Below are 18,978 nucleotides of genomic sequence, written 5' to 3' on the forward strand. Positions count from 1 at the left end.
GACCCAGGTACCCACCAACGCAATCCATGCGCATCACAAAATAAAGTACATCGGCACACTATCGAGTTCTCAAACAACACCACCACCAACAACCACACACCAACCGTGCGCGCCCCCTGGCAGCGAACGTTAACCTTACGCCACCCAGCCCGAAAAACAAAATCGAACCAAACAACCAGTTAACAAACACCAACAACAACCCCAACCACCAAGTGCTACACACCCCGCGGCCACAGCGTCGCTGACTCGGACTACAGTACACACCCCCACACAACAACACAAAACACCACGTCACGGGGCATAAAGGCTCGAAATCTAGCGCCCCGGGAGTCACCCACAAAGAGTTTTCTCTAGATTTCGCCTCCTATTAACCTCAATTTGAGTATGGGCCGAGTCAGTTTCGCCCCTTCATCCCCAGTTCTCGAACCGTCCCTACCGCCGAGGCCGCTGAAAGCAACCCAGATACGAGGAACACCGAACCAACTCCCGTGGAGGTGGCGATGATTCCCGCTACTGGTGGCACTAACACTTGTGCCAAGCGATTGCCCATCAACCGGACAGACAGCGCGAGTGCTCGATCACGGTCGTCGACAAGCTGTGAAACCCAGGTCATGGTCATGGGCATGACAAATCCCCAAGCAAGGCCGCACACACCAGACAAAAGGGTGAGCTGAATAGAAGTGGTGGCGAACGGCATCGCTAACAGAGGTACTGCACCGACCGAGGTCGTCACGATCAGTACAAGGTTGCGATCGGTATGCCGAAGCACCAGTGGCATAAGAGCCCGCGAAACAACCGCCATCGCCGATCGCGCCGCCAGAATGATGGTGACCTCCGCGACCGAGATCCCCAGTTCATGTCCCAGCACCGGCATATACGCGGTAAGTAGATCGATAGCGACGATCACAGCGATGGACGCAGTCAATGCACTTGGCATGCCGGGCAAGCGGAGCATTCCGAAAGTGCCGGTGCTTCTCGACGTTTCCGTGCCGGTCTTGTGCGACGAAGTGGTGAGGTCGAATCGTCGGAAAGCAGATGCGTTAAACCAACCAGCAGCAAGAGCTATCGCGGCGAGCCCGGTGAGCCACCATAATGCCGGGGTCGTGTTGACGCTCGTTGTGGTGGCGGGATCGGTGGCGCCAGTGATGTCAGATTCAGCGGCCATGGATGCAATGGCTCCGGCGAAGGAAATGCCAATGAGCTGGCCGACAGAAATGCCGAGGGTCAGATAGGCAAACAGAGAATCAAGACCTGAGCTTGAGCCCCGCAATTTGGAGGCCATTCCCTGACCAGCGATGAGAGTTGTCATGTGGGCAAAGCCAAGCGCTACATAAGAAAGGAAAAGAAGCGCAAAGTGTGACGACAGCGCCATGCCCGCCGGGGCAAACACGGTCACGATCAGCCCGGCGCGCATGATCGCTGGAGCTCGACCTGCGTCAACGAAACGGCCCGCCGGCACTGCAATAAGTAAAGGAACCAACGAGAAAGCTGCGGTGAACCAACCGATGAGAGCCGCATCGCCACCCATTGCCAGCACACGCCAACTCAATAAGACACGACCACCGTTGAAAACAGCTTGACTCAGAAGCGTCACCGCCACCAACATGGCGAACCAACGCTTCATGAATGTCCCCTTCCAGTGCTAAACCGAGTTGTGCCTGCCCCGTAAGGTTGAAGGTCATCGAAAAGACCAACCAGGTACGCGTCGTCACATCCCGGTTTAGCACTGGTGTAGCACTGATTTCATCTCGACTTTCAACGAAATCCGGCGAAACCAGCAAACCAAGAGATGTAATCTCGTGCATCCTGGAGGGTAGAACAAATTTAGATTAGCTAGAAATGAACGGATTGAAGGAGACCATGCTTGAACGCACACTTGTCTTTGTTGACACCTCTTATTTACTCGCGAGCTTCTATAACTCGTGGGAGACCGGAGCCCGCGGCCAATTAGAAATCGACCTTCGAGACGTAGTTTCAGTTTTAGACAGAATGATTAGCCAGCAGCTGGACCAGCCAGTTCAGCGTCAACTCTGGTACGACGGAATCCCCGAATCAGGCCCACACCGATATCAACGATCGCTCCGCACCATCGACGGCGTCCAGCTTCGCGCCGGTCAGCTCATCGAATGGGGTGATCGTCGCACGCAAAAGGCAGTCGATACCCGTTTGGTCGCTGACATGGTTATCGCCGCGATCCGTGGTCAAGCCTCTGACATCGTGCTGGTCTCCGGTGACGCCGACATGCTTCCTGGCGTCAACGAAGCATCAAACGCTGGTGTCCGCGTGCACTTGTACGGCTTCGGTTGGGATTCCATGTCATCCGCACTCCGCCATGCCTGCGATTCCACCACGATCCTTGATCCACGCGAAGACTTCGCAGACTCCATGCAGATCAACGTTCTCGAAGGTCCGATCCCGCCGGTCATCCGCGACAAGCCACTCGGCGACATCGAGCCGGAGGAAGAAGCCGGACCTACCGTCGTTCCAGATACTCGCATCCCGGAACCATCCGCCGTGGAGAAATCCTCCGAAACTACGCCTGACGACGATTGCTGCCCGGGCGCCACTCCCTACGCCAAGGCAGAAGTGCCGAAGGTACGGGAAGTGGAAGCGGCAGCAAAAGTGGGTGCTCGCGAAATCCCAGTTCAGGCTGAACATACGGCAGCAGAGTCAGCCAAGGTGGTCGAAGAGCAGGCACCACAGTCTGACGTGACTACTCCAACCGCTGAGGTGGCGAAGGAGGAGGTTGTTGCTGAGGGTGAGTCCGTCGCAAAGCCTGAACCGACCCCAAGTCCAGCGAAGCCAGGTCCACGTCCGAACCCATCGATGATGGCGCCGCGCCGAAAGCTGCGTTCCCGATACGTTCCGTTGCCGAATGAAGTGTGGGCATCAGCGGGATTTCAAACACCATTCGATGTGGGACAGCAGTACGCGAACTGGTGGTATGAGAATGTGGCATCTGAACAGGCTCGTGACGAAGCGCACCTGTTGTCAGGTGGCGGTCTACCTCCAGAAATTGACCGCCCACTGTTGCAGTTCGCGTGCGAAACGTTGCACGAATACACGCTGACGGAAAACCAGCGCGTGAATCTGCGCGATGGTTTCCATGCTGGAATCCGAGGCGTGCTGCTTAGTCGCAAGCAACAGGCTGAAAAGGAAGGTCGCAGAGAGTCCTAACTCCAGTCTGACAAGAATGACCGTAGCTGCAGCTGTTTGCTGTAGCTACGGTCATTGCATGTGAGAGGCGTCTCGGAAAAGACACCGAAGACGTCATTGTTACGAACTTGACGGGCTACTTGTCCTCGTCGGCGGTACCTGCAGCGCCGGCCTGATCCTGGTCAGCGTATTCTGCGTCGACCTCTTCGTACTGCTCGTCGACGGCAGTCTCCGTGGCATTAGAAGTCTGAGGGGCGCCGACAGCGTCCGCGTCATCCACGTTCTCTGCATCATTGGTGGCATCTGCAGCGCCTGCGTAGTCCGCGACGGCAGCATCCGCCTCTGGAGCTGCATTGAGTTCACCCGCTGGCTTGTCGGACGAAGAACCAGACTCGAGCGCATTGTTTTCATTGGCCATCTGCGCGCGGATCTCTGCAAGACGAGCATCCGCCTTCATGTCCACGCCACTAGCCTCGATCTCAGCCATGCGACCTGCATGGCTGTCTGCTGCCAATTCCTGAGCACCGAGAGCATTCGCATAGCGCGACTCAATCTTCTCTCGGACGGAATCAAGCGTGGGAGTATTCGGATCGTTGGAGACGCCCTTCATTCGAGACAAAGTCTCCGACGCAGTCTCCTGCATCTTTGCCTGATCCGCCTGAGCCTCCAGCTCGCGAATCTGACCCTTCATTTGCTCGTACTGCATCTGGGACTGCTTAGCCTGCTTCTGCGCTTCATCAGCAGCACGAACTGCCTGCTCATGCATCTGAGTTGTCTGCTCGAGCTCAGTTTCCACACTCACCAACTGTGAAGCGAAAACCTCTGCGGTCTGCTCGAAGTTGACTGCCTTCGCTTCATCACCAGCCGAGCGGGCAGCATCTGCCTGCTGCAACGCGGCACGAGTATTCGTGGTCAGCTTCTCGCGTTCCTTTGTCAGCCGGCCAAGCTGCATTTCCAGCTGATTACGATTACCAATAACCGCCGCAGCTTGACGCTGAATTTCCTGATGCTGCTTGCGCGCAGCTTCGGCAGCCTGGTGAATCTGGACCTTCGGATCTGCATTGTCATCGATCGACTTATCGAACGATGCCATCATGTACTTCCAGCCCTTGCTGAATGGATTGGCCATGGGAGTTGTGTCCTTCCGAAGAGTGCAGTTGCCACCTAATCTAATGACATCTCTCTAGAGATTCTACGCAACGAATACGCTCCCGGCGTTAATGCCATTCACCGCTGTTTCGCGACATGACCGCCGTTAACACACCTCCCAAGCAGAAGTCCTAGTTATCTCGTTGTAATGTTTCAATCTATGTTCGCTTCTCGACGATCGGCTGTTAAGGCCTCTGCCACCGCTGTGGCGGCCGCTTGCCTCCTTGCTTCTGGCCCCGTTGTCCTTGCAGACGATGCAATGGCTCAGGACAAGACATCTACATCCTCAAAGCCTGGGCCAGAGAAGGCTTCGAGCTCGAAGGTTTCCGAACCATCGAAGGAAAAGGCGACGTCGAAGACCACTACGAAGAGCGCCGAAAAGTCTTCCAAAAAGAAGACCGCCGAGAAGCAGGCCACCTATTCCGAGACCCCGGACGATGAAGTCGAGCGCTACTCGGACGGCCCAACTACCAACCGGGGTAAGGGCATCCAGGAGCGCATGGACAAGGTCACCACCGCAATCGAGAAGGACGGTGGCGAGTTCGGTATCGGCTTCCTCGACCGCAAGACCGGCGAGTTCATTTGTAACTCTGCCTGCGATGAGTCCTTTGAACTAGCGAGTTTGTCGAAGGTCTTTATTGCCGAAACCGTGGGTTTCACTAATTACAACCAGCCCACCGGCAAGATCGAAGGTGGCGAAGGCGAAGCTCCAGTTGATGGCAATCAGGATGCCATGCTCCGTGATGACATGATCCGCTACTCCGATAATGAAGCTACAAATCAATTGTGGGCCACGTACGGCGGTACCGACATTATCGCCAGTGCGAAGGAGCGCTACCAGCTTTCGTCCTCAACGCAACCCAATCCAGACTGGGGCGCCACGGCCAGCTCCCCTGCCGACATGGTTCGCTTCTTTGACGGCGTCCTGTCGTCGGAAGGCGGAATGAGTGAAGCTGAAACTGACTACTTCATTCGCATGATGTACTCCGTGCCACGCTTTTCTTATGGCAGTGCCGACCAGAATATCGGTCTTCGCGCTGCGCTTCCCGACGAGCGAATCGCCGTCAAGGGTGGCTGGTACGACCCACAAATCCGCGCGGTTGGCGGGTTCATGGGCGAAGACAATCGATACATTGTGGTCGCGCTTGCGAGTTACGTTTCTCCGGAAGACTTCACCCAAGCTATTGCCGACGTCTTCCCTGACGGACACATTCCAGACGAAACAAACGATGACTCCAAGGACATTGCGGCCATGGAACCGCTCGAAGAAGGCGCAGAAACCGATGGTGGTCTCCTGAAGGTCGTCGGAGGAATGGCCCTACTGGCTGTAGGTGTCGCAATTGGTTGGTTCTTGCCTCGTCGCAAGAAGGCATAAGCCCAGTAGAAACACGAAAGTGGCTAGCCGCCCTTGACTTGGAAGGGACGGCTAGCCACTTTTTCTTGTACAGCAGCTCCTCTACCAATCCAGCGGAAGCTGCTATCAACCCTCGGTTGCCTTCGGGCTGTTGAGACAGATTTAGGCTTCTGGAGCCTTGCCCTGCTCGTCTGCGATCTGCTTACGGACATCGTCCATGTCGAGCTCAGCAGCCTGCTTCAAAACATCGTCGATAGCCTGTGGAGGCAACACACCCGAGTGCTGGAACAGCAGGACACCCTCGCGGAACAGGAAGATGGATGGAATTGCCTGGATGCCCAGCGCTGCAGAGACTTCCTGGTTTGCGTCAGTATCGAGCTTTGCGAACACAACATCCTTGTGATCTTCCGAAGCCTTCTCGAAGATCGGTGCGAACTGACGGCAAGGACCACACCACGACGCCCAAGCGTCGACAATAACTGTGTCGTTGTCCTTAATAGTCGACTCAAAGGTCTCGTTGGTGACATCAACGGTAGCCATAAAATACTCCTAGAGGTATCCGTATAGGTGGTTGCTCCCTGCAACGCTACTTCATGTCAGTTAATTCCCGATACCCCTAAAGATCCCGAAAATTGCCTATATCCCGCTTTAGCGAATACGAATAGTGTTCTGCTGTTCACCCAGACCATCGATGGCCACGCGCACTACCTGGCCGTCCTGGAGGTACACAGGTGGCTTCATGCCATGCCCCACACCGGCTGGCGTACCCGTCGAAATAACATCGCCAGGGTTCAGCTGAACGAATTGCGACACATAGGACACCAACATGGCTGGCGGGAACACGAGATCGGCAATTGGGGCATCCTGACGAAGTTCACCGTCGACCCATGTCCGCACCCGCGCCGCCTCCGCGTCGAATTCATCCGCCGTCAATAACCAGGGACCGAAACCTGATGCCCTCTGTAAAGTTTTTCCCTGTAACCACTGCTGCGTCGCATACTGCTTATCGCGCTGCGTGAAATCATCCATGATCGCGTACCCGGCAATCGCCTTCTCGGCTGCTGCCTCGTCCACACCGAACACGGTCTCGCCGAGTACTACCGCCAACTCACCCTCGTAATCCAACGCTTTCACGCCAGCCGACTCTGGCACAATCACGTCGTCACGAGCACCCGCAACCGCATCCGCGAACTTCGCAAACAAAGTCGGCACCTCGGGACGCTCATGCCCCATCTCTTCGATGTGCGCCGCATAGTTCAGCCCCACGCACACGATCTTGCCCGGGCGAGGAATCAATGGGGCAAACGCCCATTCTGACTCCGGCAACACTTCCCCTGGTTGTGGATCCACAATCTCAGCTTTACGACGAACCTTATCTGCCCACTCTTCCTGTGCGAGCAATGAGCCCACACACGACTCGTCGAAAAGCAGAGCCGAAGTGGAGCGAAGAAGAGCGGCATGCGTCGAACCGTTGTGACGCAGAGTAGCTAAACGCATGTGGAGGACTTTCGTTGTGATGAGCAGGGACAGTGAATGACCACGATCACTATCGCACTACCGAGCTTAGACGGACTTCGGAGTGGTCATTCGCACAAACCAGGCCGGACGTTTAAACAACCAGCCGGCGCCAATGGAAATGAGAATCTTCTGCGCACCCAAGCACATGAGTGCAGCGAGGACGGTGGTCAGCGGAATCATGATGTACATGCCAGGATCCGCCGGCAGAATATTGTCACAGGTGAGAGCGACAACTTTGAGCATTGGAATGTGCATCAAGAAGATGGGCAGCGTTCGTTTACCCAACGCCTCGAATGGTCGAGCAAACGAATAATTCTGCACAATTGCCATGATGTTGACCGCTGCCAAGACACCCGTGATGCTCAGGAACAACCGCGTGTACCCCACGTTGCCAGCGTTGAAGGACGGATACGTCATCAAAATGTACGTCGCAACAGCCAGATACAGACCCAGGGCCACTGCCAAGAATGCTCCCTTGCGACGGTGCACCATTCGGAACAGCCACGGTGCACCATAAATGCCAAGCAAGTAGAACACGTACATCTTGGAAACAAAGTCCCACGACCAGCTGGTGCCAGCAAATGGCTCGTACACGTTGATCAACGCGGCAATGATGATCTGAACTACGGGATGAATATGCCGGGTGGCTTTCGTCAAAATGGCGAATAATGCAAGCGCCCACAAGAACCACAAGTACGACGTTGGTTCTACGGCTGCGTGCAAGGTGTTGTACGCAGCGCTAGGCCAGGTCTGCGGATCCCACAACGTTGGTCGCCGAGTGATGCCAAGGACTCCGACCCGACTGCCCGGTAGCAGGCCCAACGCAATCTCTCGCGCTGGCACCCAAATGACATACAGCCACACCATCACCCAAATACGACGGTTTGCCAGCTTCTCCCAGGATTCGGCCAACGCCTTTCCAGCGAAGAGACCCGACAGCAAGAAAAACAACGGCATACGGATGGGGCCGAGGAAGAAGTTAAACTCGGTCCAGAACTTGGTGTCATAGCCATGACCACCCATTTCTGTCACTGAGTGACCCAACACGACCAACAGGATACAAAGACCCTTTGCCGCATCGACCCACAGCACACGAGGTTTATCGGACTTCTTTGACTTCGCCTTAGCCTGTGGCGCAGTTGTTTCGGGTTGTGCAGCAGAAGTCGTTGCCACTGTTGATTCTTCCGACAACTGACTCTGCCCTTTCCCACATTCCCACGGTACGCATCCAGCATTGCTGATTCGTCTAGTACTGGTTTGCCTAGTACTAGTTAGTTTGCGCATTATCTTCGATGGCATATCGATAGATACGCACACAAAACAGTAATCTTACCTGCGAAAAACGCTAGTTACGAAACTTCACCTGCATTAGTGTTCCGGGGCAAGGTCCACGAAACGCGAGTAATGCAGCTGGTGAGCAACGGCAATGGTGCCGATCGGGCCACCACGGTGCTTTGCCAAAATGATGTCTGCTTCGCCCGCGCGCTCGCTGCTTTCGTCCTGCGAATCTGGGCGATACAACAGCATAACCATATCGGCATCCTGCTCTAGCGAACCAGATTCACGCAGATCGGATACCTGTGGTTTCTTATCTGTACGAGACTCTGGGCCACGGTTCAGCTGAGAAATGGCGATCAACGGAACATCGACTTCCTTCGCCAACAGCTTCAATTGACGAGAGAACTCCGAAACTTCTTGCTGACGGGATTCAACCTTCTTGCCCGAGCTCATCAGCTGCAAGTAGTCGACCACGATCAAACCGAGATCATGCTTTTGCTTTAGCTGACGTGCCTTTGCACGAATCTCCATCATGGTCATGTTTGGCGAGTCATCAATGAACAGCGGAACATCCGCAATCTGCTCTGTCCGTTCAACAAGCTTTGCCCAGTCCTTCTCTTCCATGCGACCCGAACGCAGCTTTGCCAAATTGATCTTGGTCTCCGCCGACAGCATGCGCATCATAATCTCGATCTTCGACATTTCCAACGAGAAAATGACACTGGCCTTGCCATGCGTAATAGACGCCGAACGCATGAAGTCCAGCGCCAACGTTGACTTACCAACACCCGGACGCGCCGCGATGATCACCATCTGACCGCCGTGGAGACCGTTCGTCAGTTCGTCGAGACGAGAGAAGCCCGTAGGAATACCCTGCGCAAGACCACCCTCCTCACTGATCTTCTCCAACTCCGCCAGAGTCGGATCAAGCAATTCGGACAGCGACGAGTAGTCCGTCTTCTCGTTGTCTCGACCAACACCGAAAATCAGCTGCTGCGCCTGATCGACCAACACCTCAGGTTCAGCGTCCTCAGCACCCGCGTAGGCAATCTGCGTGATCTGCGTGCCCGCCTCCACCAAGCGACGAACCAGCGCCTTCTCCGCGACAATCTTCGCGTAGTAATGAGCATTCGCTGCAGTGGGCACCATCGACATCAATGTGTGCAAATACGGTGCGCCACCGACCCGCTCGAGTTCGCCCAACCGGTCCAACCGACCCGCCACCAGGATTGGGTCCACCTCGGAGGACTCGCCATACAAATGCAGAATTGCCTGATAGACCAGCTGATGCGCTGGACGGTAGAAATCCTCTGGCCGCAAAATTTCGTACACATCCGCGACCGCCTGCGGATTCAGCAGCATGCCTCCCAGCACACCCTGCTCCGCTTCAATGCTGTGAGGCAGTTCGCGACCATAATCAGTGCCACGCGAGGCAACCTCGCCACGCCGGCGATCGTCATCGAAACGATTGCTTCGCGACGACCCGCCGGTAGCTCCACCACCACTAAAGGCTGGTTCCGGCGGCAACGGAACATCGTCGATGCTTGCATCAAACGCAGCGCTGTCATCTGCTTCGAACGCCTGGCTCATGGTTCCTCGGTACTCGTTTCTGTATATCTGGGCTTAGTCTTCATTGTGCAGAAAACCCTGGATCACTGTGGATAACTGACGTTCGAAAATGCAACCTTCAAGGTCAACTTTAGAGGGTTATCCACAGGCTTTGTGGATAACCATGGGGATAAATTGTGAACGCCTGATGAATTCCCATGACAAAGTGTGGATAGATCTCGAGAAAATTGTGAGTAGTACGAGTTCTGCGGTAATAACTCGTTAAAGCGCCTATTTATGCAGGTCACAGCCTTTTTAGGAAGAATCCCCGTTTCAGGGGTACCCGTTAGGCCGCCATCCTCGCAACTATCTCGCAACTATTGCTTTACTTTCTATGCAGCACACCGGCTCGTCGTAACGCAAAAGCCCAGGTAATTGTCAACAGTTTCTCCACAGGCCATGTCCAACTAGTCACAACTATCCACACTGACACCACGACACAAACACTGAAGGCCCTGCGAACCCACAACGTGGGAACCAGGACCTTCAGTGCGCTGTTGTCATTGGGCTGGTGTGAGCCAGCCGCCGTCGTTAAAAGTTTTGCTCCGGATTAACCGGCGACGACCTGTACGGAGACGTGCGCGACAACCTGTGGGTGCAGCGCAATGTCAACGGTGTGCTTACCAAGAGACTTGATCTGGCTTGGAGCGAGCTCTACCGCACGCTTGTCCACTGCCTGACCAGAAGCCTTACGAACTGCATCGGCGATATCGCCCTTAGTCACGGAGCCGAAGAGCTTGCCGGACTCGGATGCCTTAACAGTTACAGTCACGTTCTCAAGAGCATCGAGAGATGCCTTGACCTCGCGTGCGTGATCCAGGTCGCGAATTTCGCGAGCCTCGGTTGCACGGCGGATGCCTTCAATCTGCTTCTCTGCGCCACGGGTAGCTACAATTGCCAGTCCGCGGGGAAGCAGGTAATTACGTCCATAGCCGGCCTTGACCTCAACGATGTCGCCTGCGACACCGAGGTTATCAACGGCGGCGGTGAGGATCAGCTTCATGATCCCTGCCTTTCGCTGGAAATGTCTAGTGAATTAAATGCTTGTTTGATCTACTGATCTATGCGAAAACGCGCTTAGAAAGGTGGCTCTGAGTCGCCACCAGCGAAACCGCCACCGGACATTGGTGCAGAGTTCCACGGATCTTCAGTTGGCGCTCCGCCACCGAAGCCCTGGTTACCACTCTGGCCACCGCCCTGATTAAAACCACCCTGATTGCCGCCGCCGAAGCCACGACCTCCCTGGTTGGCACCACCCTGACGGGCACCGCCACCAAAACCACCCTGACCCTGGCCACCGCCAGAGTTACGAGGATTGCGATTGACCTGAGCCGAAGCGAAGCGCAACGAAGGTCCAACCTCGTCTACTTCAACCTCGTACACGGTACGACGCTCGCCCTCGCGAGTTTCGTAATTACGCTGGCGCAGACGGCCATACACGATAACGCGCATGCCCTTACTGAGAGTCTCGACTACATTTTCAGCTGCGTCACGCCAGACGTTGCAGGTGAGGAACAAGCCATCACCATCGGTCCACTGATTGGTGTCCCTGTTGTAGAACCGTGGCGTCGAAGCGATACGGAAATTAGCAACAGCAGCACCAGACTGCGTGTACTTCAGCTCTGGTTCAGCAACAACGTTGCCTACCAGCGTAATCGGAGTCTCTCCCTGTGCCATGTCTTACTCCTAGGTTGTATTGGGGCTTACTCGGTTTTCTATCAACGCGAGGAATCCAGCGACATATGGCCAGCTACTGCTGACACTAGACATCGCTCGCCATCCTACGTTGAGCGTTTTCATCTCGTCAGTTGTTTAACAACCAACGAGAAAGACGCATGATTAGCGATCGCCCCGCAGCACCTTGGTGCGCAGGATGGAGTCGTTCAGGTTCAGACGACGGTCGAGCTCGAGTACCGTTGCGGACTCGCACTTGAGGTTAAGGACAGCGTAAATGCCCTCTTCCTTCTTCTCGATTGGGTAAGCAAGGTGGCGCTTGCCCCAGATGTCTACCTTCTCTACCTGACCGTTTTCCTTACGGACGACGTCCAAGTACTTCTCCAGCGACGGGCCTACGGTGCGTTCATCCAGCGATGGATCGAGGATGATCATTACTTCGTATTGACGCACGGACCTCATCACCTCCTATGGTCTAGTTTCGAATATTTCGGCCACGAATAGCTCTTCGTGGCAGGAGGGTCGTTGCGTCAGGCAACCCTGCAAGGGTAGCCCATGACACGCGTTTTACCTAATCACAGGAAGCAAAAAGAACCCCACCCTGTGTTACGGGTGAGGTTCTTTACGACGAGCTCGTCGTCACGCAAGAACTGTGTCAGACAACAACATGGGAGTTATGGAGTTGTCGTGGCTGCGTGCGAAACGGCGATGATGACTGGGATAACAGTCACGAGGACGAATGCTCCGATACATAAGCCCCAGATAATGCTTTTGTTCCACTTGGACATGTAGCCAAAGAACGCTGCGCCGAAGAAGAGGAATCCCACGCCGACGCAGGCCATGGTCAGGATCAACCAGGTATCCACTACGCACCGCCGCCGAAGAGATCTTCAAGTGCGGGTGGAATAGGAGGTGCTCCGCCACCGCCACCGTCAGCCGGTGGAGCTGGCGGCTCTGGGATCTCGATTGGTGGAATCTCAGGTACTACTGGCTCCACAGGGGCTTCCTCGATGACCGTCGTCTCTTCGGTAGTCGCTTCCGGCGTGTACTGCTGGGTGTACTGCTGAGTAGTCTGTGCTCCTCCGCCACCACTGCTGCCGCTACCGGACCAGCCCGGCGCGCCCGCGACACCACCGATTGCCTCTGGATCAGAGAATGGAATCCAGTCCTCATTCGCCAGCGAGTCGTCCATGACCGACTTCCACAAGTCGGACGGCGTGTGCGAACCGAACATGTTGCCGCCCCAACGGTTGTACAACGCGGAACCATCAACGTTGCCAACCCATACAGCGGTCGACAGCTGAGGAGTTGCGCCGATCATCCAGGCATCCTTGTTCTGGCCAGTATCACCAAGCTGAGCAGTACCCGTCTTTGCTGCCGACATGCGACCGCCAGCCAGCGCGTGACTGTTGCGCGATGCAATTGGCTTCATAGCATCAATGACATTCGTCGCTACGGCCTTGGACACACGTCGGTCTCCCTTTTCATCCTTGCGTTCAAGCAGGACATCACCGTCGACCGTTTCGACCTTCTTGACGAAGTGGGTCTTGTGGTAGACGCCATCATTAGCCAACGTTGCCAGGCCTACCGCCATATCCAGCGGACGGGTTAGATACTGGCCAAGCGTAATGCCGTCTTGGGAGTGGCCATTGTCTTCCATCAGGGTCTTTTCGATACCCGGAATGGACTTGGCAACACCCAGCTTGTGAGCCATTGCTGCGGTGTCATCAGGGCCATTCTTCAGATCGCGCTGGAGGCGAATGAACGGCGTGTTCAGCGACTGACGCAGTGCTTCCGAAATTGGGCACGAGCCACAGGACATACCGCTTGAGTTTTCAATCGTCGCCGCACCTGACTGCACTGGTGCAGACGAGTAGTACTTCGACAGTGGGATGCCTTGGTCAAGAGCAGCGGCCAAGGCGAAGATCTTGAAAGTCGAACCAGTCTGCAGGCCAGAATTTGCGTAGTCCCAACCATTTGGATCGTCGCCACCGTAGTAGCCAAGGACCGCGCCGTCGCGTGGGTCAACAGAAACAATGGCGGTACGCAGGCCGGTGGATTGATCGACCCACGACTCCACTGCATCCAGCGTTGCTTCCTGAACTGTCGGGTCGATGGTGGTGGTGATACGCAAACCACGAGTGTTGACGTCTTGTTCGCTAATGCCCTCGGCTTCCAGCTCCGCCAGAACCTGATTCTTGATCATGGCTTCTGGGCCCGGCTCTGGAGCAACCTCGGACACCTTGGCAGGGTCAAGCGTGTCAGGATATGTCAGCTGTGCGCGCTCTGCCTGTGGCAGGACGTTCATCTGCACCATGCCGTCAAGGACGTAATTCCAGCGCTGCTCAGCCTCTGGACGGTTCGTCCATGGATCCAACGCGGATGGGCGCTGAATGGTTGCCGCCAAAACTGCAGCCTCGCCTGCGGTCAGCTCATTCACTGGCTTGCCGAAGTACGCATCCGAGGCAGCTGCAATGCCATATGCATTACGACCGAAGTAGATGGTGTTCAGGTAAGCCTCGAGGATTTCATCCTTCGACCATTCCCGAGCCATCTTCGCGGACATGACGAATTCCTTCGCCTTACGCGTGATGGTGCGTTCGTTACCAACGACCGCATTCTTCACATACTGCTGTGTAATGGTCGAGCCGCCACCTGCAGATGCATTACCTGTAATGACGCCCCACGCCGCACGGCCGTAGCCACTGAGAGAGAAGCCAGGGTTCGTGTAGAACTCACGGTCCTCGGCAGCAAGCACTGCGTTACGGACCTCATCGGGTACGTCTTCAATCTGGACGTTACGACGGTTGCCTGCCTCAGGCACAATACGAGTGATTTCCTTTTCACCCGTGTTGTCGAAGACAAACGAAATCTGGTCATTAACCAGCTCATCTGGCTCCGGCACATCCGTCGACACGTAGGCTACGCCGAAAACAACCACCGGGAACAACACGACAAGTACAGCCGCGAGACCGATCCATGCCCAGATGTTGCCGGGTCCCTTCGACTTGCTGTCTTCCTTTTCGGAGTCGTCAGCCAATTCTTCTTCCTCGCGTGGTTCGGCTGCATCCGCAGCGTCGTCGGCACCATTCGTACCTTCGTTGACAGGTTCAGTTTCCACTGCGCTAAACGCTGCGGTGCTATCTGAATCCGTGGTGCTATCCGAGGTCGACGAATCGGGATCGGGCTGATCCCACCATTCGGAGGCCTCATTATGTGCGCCATTCGCGCCAGTGCCTGTATCCCCTGGCCCGTTGACGCCACTGTGTGGATCTTTGCTCACAGGCGTACTCCCTAAAAATTTTTGTCATATGACAGCGGTGGCAGTTCGTACTATGAAATTCCACCTACAGTCTGGGCACACCTCAACTTGTTTGACAGTGCAGTCCCCATATTGCGCAACAAGCGCTTCGAGTTCTGACTGACTACAAGCAGTTCCGGAACGGCGACCCAGATTCTGTCCGAATACCCAGGATACGAGTCTCAAGTCTCTCTTGCGACACACCGGGCACACGTGTGTTGCCTTTTGCCCGTGAAAACGAGCAGCAGCGACAAGACGCGAATCGGCATCACATAGAGAGCGAGTGGCTATTTCGCCAGCTCGCCACTGCGCTAGCGCGTTATTCCGCACCAGCGTGTGATCGACTTCGTCCTGCCACTTAAGCACCCGAACAGACTAGCAGGTACAGCCCCCACTACCCCTTCTTTATCGGTTCATCTTCTCCCCCGCGCGGTTTCAGCAACAGGTTGCTTCGCAAATAGGTATAGCGTCGGCGGAGTTGGCTCAAGTTATTAAGGAGACTGCAAGTCTATGAGTTCCGTACGCGTAGCAATTGTCGGTGTCGGCAACTGTGCATCCTCACTCGTCCAAGGCGTCGAGTTTTACCGCAATGCCAAGGCTGACGAGACCGTCCCTGGCTTGATGCATGTCCAGTTCGGCGAGTACCACGTTTCCGACGTTGAGTTCGTTGCTGCATTTGATGTCGACGACAAGAAGGTCGGCAAGGATCTTTCTGAAGCAATCAACGCTTCCGAGAACTGCACCATCCAGATCGCTGAAGTCCCTACCCTGGGCATCGAAGTTCAGCGTGGCCCAACCCTCGATGGCGTTGGCAAGTACTACGCCGAGACCATCGATGAGTCGGCTGCTGAACCCGTCGATGTTGTCCAGGCTCTGAAGGATGCCAAGGTCGATGTCATGGTTTCTTACCTGCCAGTTGGTTCTGAGCAGGCAGATAAGTTCTACGCACAGTGTGCAATCGATGCCAATGTTGCATTCGTGAACGCACTGCCAGTCTTCATCGCTTCTGACCCAGAGTGGGCAAAGAAGTTCGAGGACGCCGGCGTCCCAATCGTTGGCGACGATATTAAGTCTCAGGTTGGCGCAACCATCACCCACCGCGTCATGGCAAAGCTCTTCGAAGACCGTGGCGTCCGTTTGGAGCGCACCTTGCAGCTGAACGTCGGCGGCAACATGGACTTCAAGAACATGCTGGAGCGCGAGCGTCTCGAGTCAAAGAAGATCTCCAAGACTCAGGCTGTGACGTCGAACCTGACTGGCCCACTGGCTGGCAAGATCGACGATCGCAATGTTCACATCGGCCCATCGGACTGGATCGATTGGTTGGATGACCGCAAGTGGGCGTACGTCCGCTTGGAGGGTAAGGCATTCGGCGAGGTTCCACTAAACCTTGAGTACAAGCTGGAAGTTTGGGACTCCCCTAACTCCGCTGGCATCATCATCGATGCTCTGCGTGCTGCAAAGATCGCTAAGGACCGTGGCATCGGTGGCCCAGTTTACGCTGCTTCGTCTTACCTGATGAAGTCGCCTCCTCGTCAGCTTCCTGATGACCAGGCTCGCGCAGACCTCGAGAAGTTCATCGCTGGCGAGTAGCCGCTCAGTCCCCACCCGGGGTTGATGCCTTTATTAATAAGGCATCGTTGCTTGATAGAAAACGTCGCTAAGCAGCTTTTGCTTAGCGACGTTTTTGCTTGGGCGTACCACCACTAAAACGGGGAATCCGGTCATAGCTGGGCATATCCAATCAGTATCAATCAATTTTTTCCGAAGTATGACTGAATCAAATTGTAGCCTCATCAGCAGTTTTGTGAGGAAAATAAGGGCGCCGTTAGTTTATGCTCATTAACCTCTAATTAGATACATAGGCAAAGAGACTATTTTGTATTGGTAACTTGTACAAATCCCAGTTAGCATAAAGGCATGACTGAGAACACCTCCGCGAGCACCTCCGCACCTGAGAACACCGAGATTGATGCTCTTTCTTTGGCCAAGAGGTTGCGACCACTGCTGACGCGTGCGGAGCTACTGTATAGCCGTCGCTCAACCGAGTCTCAACTGAGCCGTGCTCAGCTCTCCATCATGATGACATTGAATTCGCTCGGCGCATGCCGCATCAATCAGATCGCGCAGGCAGAAGCAATTCGAATGCCTACCGCATCGAACGCTATCCATCACCTCGAAGATGCCGGCATGGTCGAGCGCATCCGTGACAGCCACGACCGCCGAGGCGTACGCGTCGAGCTGACAGAAAAGGGTCGTGCAGAGCTAAAGCGCGTATCCGACGAACGCGATGAGCAGATGGCCCAGATGTTCTCTACCCTCAACAAGGAAGAGCTGCAGGTTGGTCTAGCGCTCGAGCCTGTTTTGAAGCGCGTCCTGGAAACCTACTCTGACAAGCACAACCCGGCTCAGTAATCTCCGGCAGGTATACGGCAAACACACAATGCGTGGTCAGCCGATCACTTTCGTTAAGTGTTTTTGATTTCACGAATTCTCCTGGAAAAGTAGGCTGGTAAGTAAGCCTTCTACCCAACAAGGTGCCCCAAGGAGAATTCGTCATGCCCTCAAGCCCGCTCCGTATCCTGGTTGCGTGGCGCCCGGGTAAAACCGGCATGGAAGCCATGTCGTACGCTGCCTGGCTTTCGCGAACATGCAAAGTCCAGATTCGCGTCGTCACTGTACTGTCGCGCGGGTGGCCACTGACCTCGCTCGCCCGCCTCAGTGATAACGACTCATGGATCAGCAACGAAACCCAATCGGAGGCTAAGGCAGCTCGCGCCGCATTCAAGGCGGCGGGGATTCGCAAGGGCATGCTCGATGAAGATCCAATTCACACCATCGAGTCCTCCTCCGAAGCTGACTCCATTATTCGTGCTGCTCGAGACTTCAAAGCGGATATCATTCTGCTGGGAGCACAGATCCACGCGCCGGCTGGCCGATTCCACATCGGCTCCACGTCAGACGCCTTGCTGCACTGCTCTCCTTTCCCACTGGGGTTGGCACCACGGGCACCCAAGCTGTCGAAGAATGGCGTCACCCGAGTCAATGTGGCCTACATCGACACTGCTCAGTCCCACAATGCGCTGACCAAGGCTGGAGAGCTCGCCCACCGCTGGGATGTTCCACTACGACTGGTCGCGTTCACTCCCCGTGGCGCAACGATGTATCCCACTGAGCATGGTTTCGGCACTTCCGAAGATTTGATGGTCGAATGGCGTGAACAAGCGATGGCTCTGCTTGACCGTGGCCTGGACCGTGCGCAGACTCGCTTCCCAGACCTACCTGTCGACACGGCCATCGGCTCGGGCCATGGTTGGGATGAAGCACTGTCTAGCATCAAGTGGAAAAAGGGCGACCTCTTGGTTCTAGGATCCTCGACCTTGGCGTCATTCGGTCGGGTGTTCATCGGCTCCTCGACAAATCAGATTGTCCGCCACTGCCCTGTCCCGACAGTAATTACGCCAGCGTAGGCTATGAGGCATGACTGGTACTGGTAAAGACTCTGGCGAGAATCCGGATCATTTCATTGATCCTCACGACGATCCTCTAGTTCGACTGGAGAAGGAGGAATACTCCTTCAAGCCAGCCATCAAGTTCACCCTTTCAGTCATCGCGGCGACGCTTGTGACGGCACTCGTCATTGGCATCGCCGGTGCGATCTCTGGTGGCCCCGCTTGCGATGCTGGCAAGACCACGTTCTTATGCTCCCGCACGTGGGAGCTTGCCTTCCCTCTCATTCCGGGCCTCGTAGCTCTTATCGGCTGCATCTGGGGTTTCTGGATCACCTACATCCAGTGGAAGAGTTTCAAGAACTGGCGTGCGTGGCTGGCTATGTGCTGGGTACTGATGCCATTCACTTTGCTCTGGATGGTCTCCACCTTCGGAATTGCCATTCTTGGTATCGATTAGCACAGGCAGTGGCACCTCAATTATCGGTGCA

At 55.4% G+C, this 18,978-nt stretch carries 18 protein-coding genes; 6 read left to right on the top strand and 12 right to left on the bottom strand.

Annotated features, from left to right (window positions below; translation table 11 throughout):
- Positions 1 to 394 precede the first annotated feature (394 nt).
- On the bottom strand, positions 395 to 1,624 hold the full coding sequence (locus WG938_RS00005; RefSeq protein WP_339976298.1) for an MFS transporter: 1,230 nt from the start codon (positions 1,622 to 1,624) through the stop codon (positions 395 to 397).
- A gap of 236 nt (positions 1,625 to 1,860) precedes the next feature.
- On the opposite strand from WG938_RS00005, the gene WG938_RS00010 reads away from it, so the two are divergent.
- A complete protein-coding gene (locus WG938_RS00010; RefSeq protein ID WP_339976300.1) occupies positions 1,861 to 3,177 on the top strand; it encodes an NYN domain-containing protein in 1,317 nt (438 codons plus the stop codon).
- A 115-nt stretch (positions 3,178 to 3,292) separates the two neighbouring features.
- Here the strand turns inward: WG938_RS00010 and WG938_RS00015 are convergent, their stop codons facing one another.
- Positions 3,293 to 4,285, bottom strand: a complete 993-nt coding sequence (locus WG938_RS00015; protein ID WP_339976302.1) for a PspA/IM30 family protein — start codon at positions 4,283 to 4,285, stop codon at positions 3,293 to 3,295.
- A 180-nt stretch (positions 4,286 to 4,465) separates the two neighbouring features.
- Here WG938_RS00015 and WG938_RS00020 point away from each other — a divergent pair, with 180 nt between their 5' ends.
- On the top strand, positions 4,466 to 5,680 hold the full coding sequence (locus tag WG938_RS00020; protein ID WP_339976304.1) for a serine hydrolase: 1,215 nt from the start codon (positions 4,466 to 4,468) through the stop codon (positions 5,678 to 5,680).
- A gap of 141 nt (positions 5,681 to 5,821) precedes the next feature.
- On the opposite strand, the gene trxA is transcribed toward WG938_RS00020, so the two are convergent.
- From trxA to WG938_RS00070, 10 genes are all read right to left on the bottom strand, one after another.
- A complete protein-coding gene (gene trxA / locus WG938_RS00025; RefSeq protein WP_339976306.1) occupies positions 5,822 to 6,199 on the bottom strand; it encodes a thioredoxin in 378 nt (125 codons plus the stop codon).
- Positions 6,200 to 6,307: 108 nt separating this feature from the next.
- Positions 6,308 to 7,156, bottom strand: a complete 849-nt coding sequence (locus WG938_RS00030) for a fumarylacetoacetate hydrolase family protein (protein ID WP_339976308.1) — start codon at positions 7,154 to 7,156, stop codon at positions 6,308 to 6,310.
- A gap of 66 nt (positions 7,157 to 7,222) precedes the next feature.
- Positions 7,223 to 8,350, bottom strand: a complete 1,128-nt coding sequence (locus WG938_RS00035; protein ID WP_339976310.1) for an acyltransferase family protein — start codon at positions 8,348 to 8,350, stop codon at positions 7,223 to 7,225.
- 195 nt (positions 8,351 to 8,545) lie between these two features.
- Entirely contained in the window at positions 8,546 to 10,045 is a 1,500-nt protein-coding gene (dnaB, locus tag WG938_RS00040; protein WP_339976312.1) for a replicative DNA helicase, read from the bottom strand.
- Positions 10,046 to 10,613: 568 nt separating this feature from the next.
- Entirely contained in the window at positions 10,614 to 11,066 is a 453-nt protein-coding gene (gene rplI, locus WG938_RS00045; RefSeq protein ID WP_339976314.1) for a 50S ribosomal protein L9, read from the bottom strand.
- A 74-nt stretch (positions 11,067 to 11,140) separates the two neighbouring features.
- On the bottom strand, positions 11,141 to 11,740 hold the full coding sequence (locus tag WG938_RS00050; RefSeq protein WP_339976316.1) for a single-stranded DNA-binding protein: 600 nt from the start codon (positions 11,738 to 11,740) through the stop codon (positions 11,141 to 11,143).
- Between the two features lie 162 nt (positions 11,741 to 11,902).
- Positions 11,903 to 12,190 carry a 30S ribosomal protein S6 gene (gene rpsF, locus WG938_RS00055; protein WP_339976318.1) on the bottom strand — a complete coding sequence of 96 codons (288 nt, stop codon included), beginning with the start codon at positions 12,188 to 12,190 and terminating at the stop codon, positions 11,903 to 11,905.
- Positions 12,191 to 12,411: 221 nt separating this feature from the next.
- Positions 12,412 to 12,603, bottom strand: coding sequence for a hypothetical protein (locus tag WG938_RS00060; RefSeq protein ID WP_339976320.1), 192 nt, complete (start codon positions 12,601 to 12,603; stop codon positions 12,412 to 12,414).
- Positions 12,603 to 14,777, bottom strand: coding sequence for a transglycosylase domain-containing protein (locus tag WG938_RS00065; RefSeq protein WP_445292868.1), 2,175 nt, complete (start codon positions 14,775 to 14,777; stop codon positions 12,603 to 12,605). Before WG938_RS00065 ends, WG938_RS00060 begins: the two co-directional genes overlap by 1 nt.
- Positions 14,778 to 15,044: 267 nt before the next feature.
- Positions 15,045 to 15,404 carry a DUF5318 family protein gene (locus WG938_RS00070; RefSeq protein ID WP_339976322.1) on the bottom strand — a complete coding sequence of 120 codons (360 nt, stop codon included), beginning with the start codon at positions 15,402 to 15,404 and terminating at the stop codon, positions 15,045 to 15,047.
- A gap of 144 nt (positions 15,405 to 15,548) precedes the next feature.
- Here WG938_RS00070 and WG938_RS00075 point away from each other — a divergent pair, with 144 nt between their 5' ends.
- The 4 genes from WG938_RS00075 to WG938_RS00090 all read left to right on the top strand — a co-directional run bounded on the left by WG938_RS00075 (position 15,549) and on the right by WG938_RS00090 (position 18,947).
- A complete protein-coding gene (locus WG938_RS00075) occupies positions 15,549 to 16,631 on the top strand; it encodes an inositol-3-phosphate synthase (RefSeq protein ID WP_339976324.1) in 1,083 nt (360 codons plus the stop codon).
- A gap of 327 nt (positions 16,632 to 16,958) precedes the next feature.
- A complete protein-coding gene (locus WG938_RS00080) occupies positions 16,959 to 17,453 on the top strand; it encodes a MarR family winged helix-turn-helix transcriptional regulator (protein WP_339976326.1) in 495 nt (164 codons plus the stop codon).
- Between the two features lie 143 nt (positions 17,454 to 17,596).
- Positions 17,597 to 18,508 (top strand): universal stress protein, encoded by a 912-nt coding sequence (locus WG938_RS00085; RefSeq protein ID WP_339976328.1) that lies wholly within the window; start codon positions 17,597 to 17,599, stop codon positions 18,506 to 18,508.
- 10 nt (positions 18,509 to 18,518) lie between these two features.
- The gene (locus tag WG938_RS00090) at positions 18,519 to 18,947 is read left to right on the top strand and encodes a hypothetical protein (protein WP_339976330.1); all 429 of its coding nucleotides are present in this window, start codon (positions 18,519 to 18,521) and stop codon (positions 18,945 to 18,947) included.
- Positions 18,948 to 18,978 lie beyond the last annotated feature (31 nt).

The sequence above is a fragment of the Corynebacterium sp. H113 genome (assembly GCF_037572315.1).
Taxonomy (GTDB): domain Bacteria; phylum Actinomycetota; class Actinomycetes; order Mycobacteriales; family Mycobacteriaceae; genus Corynebacterium.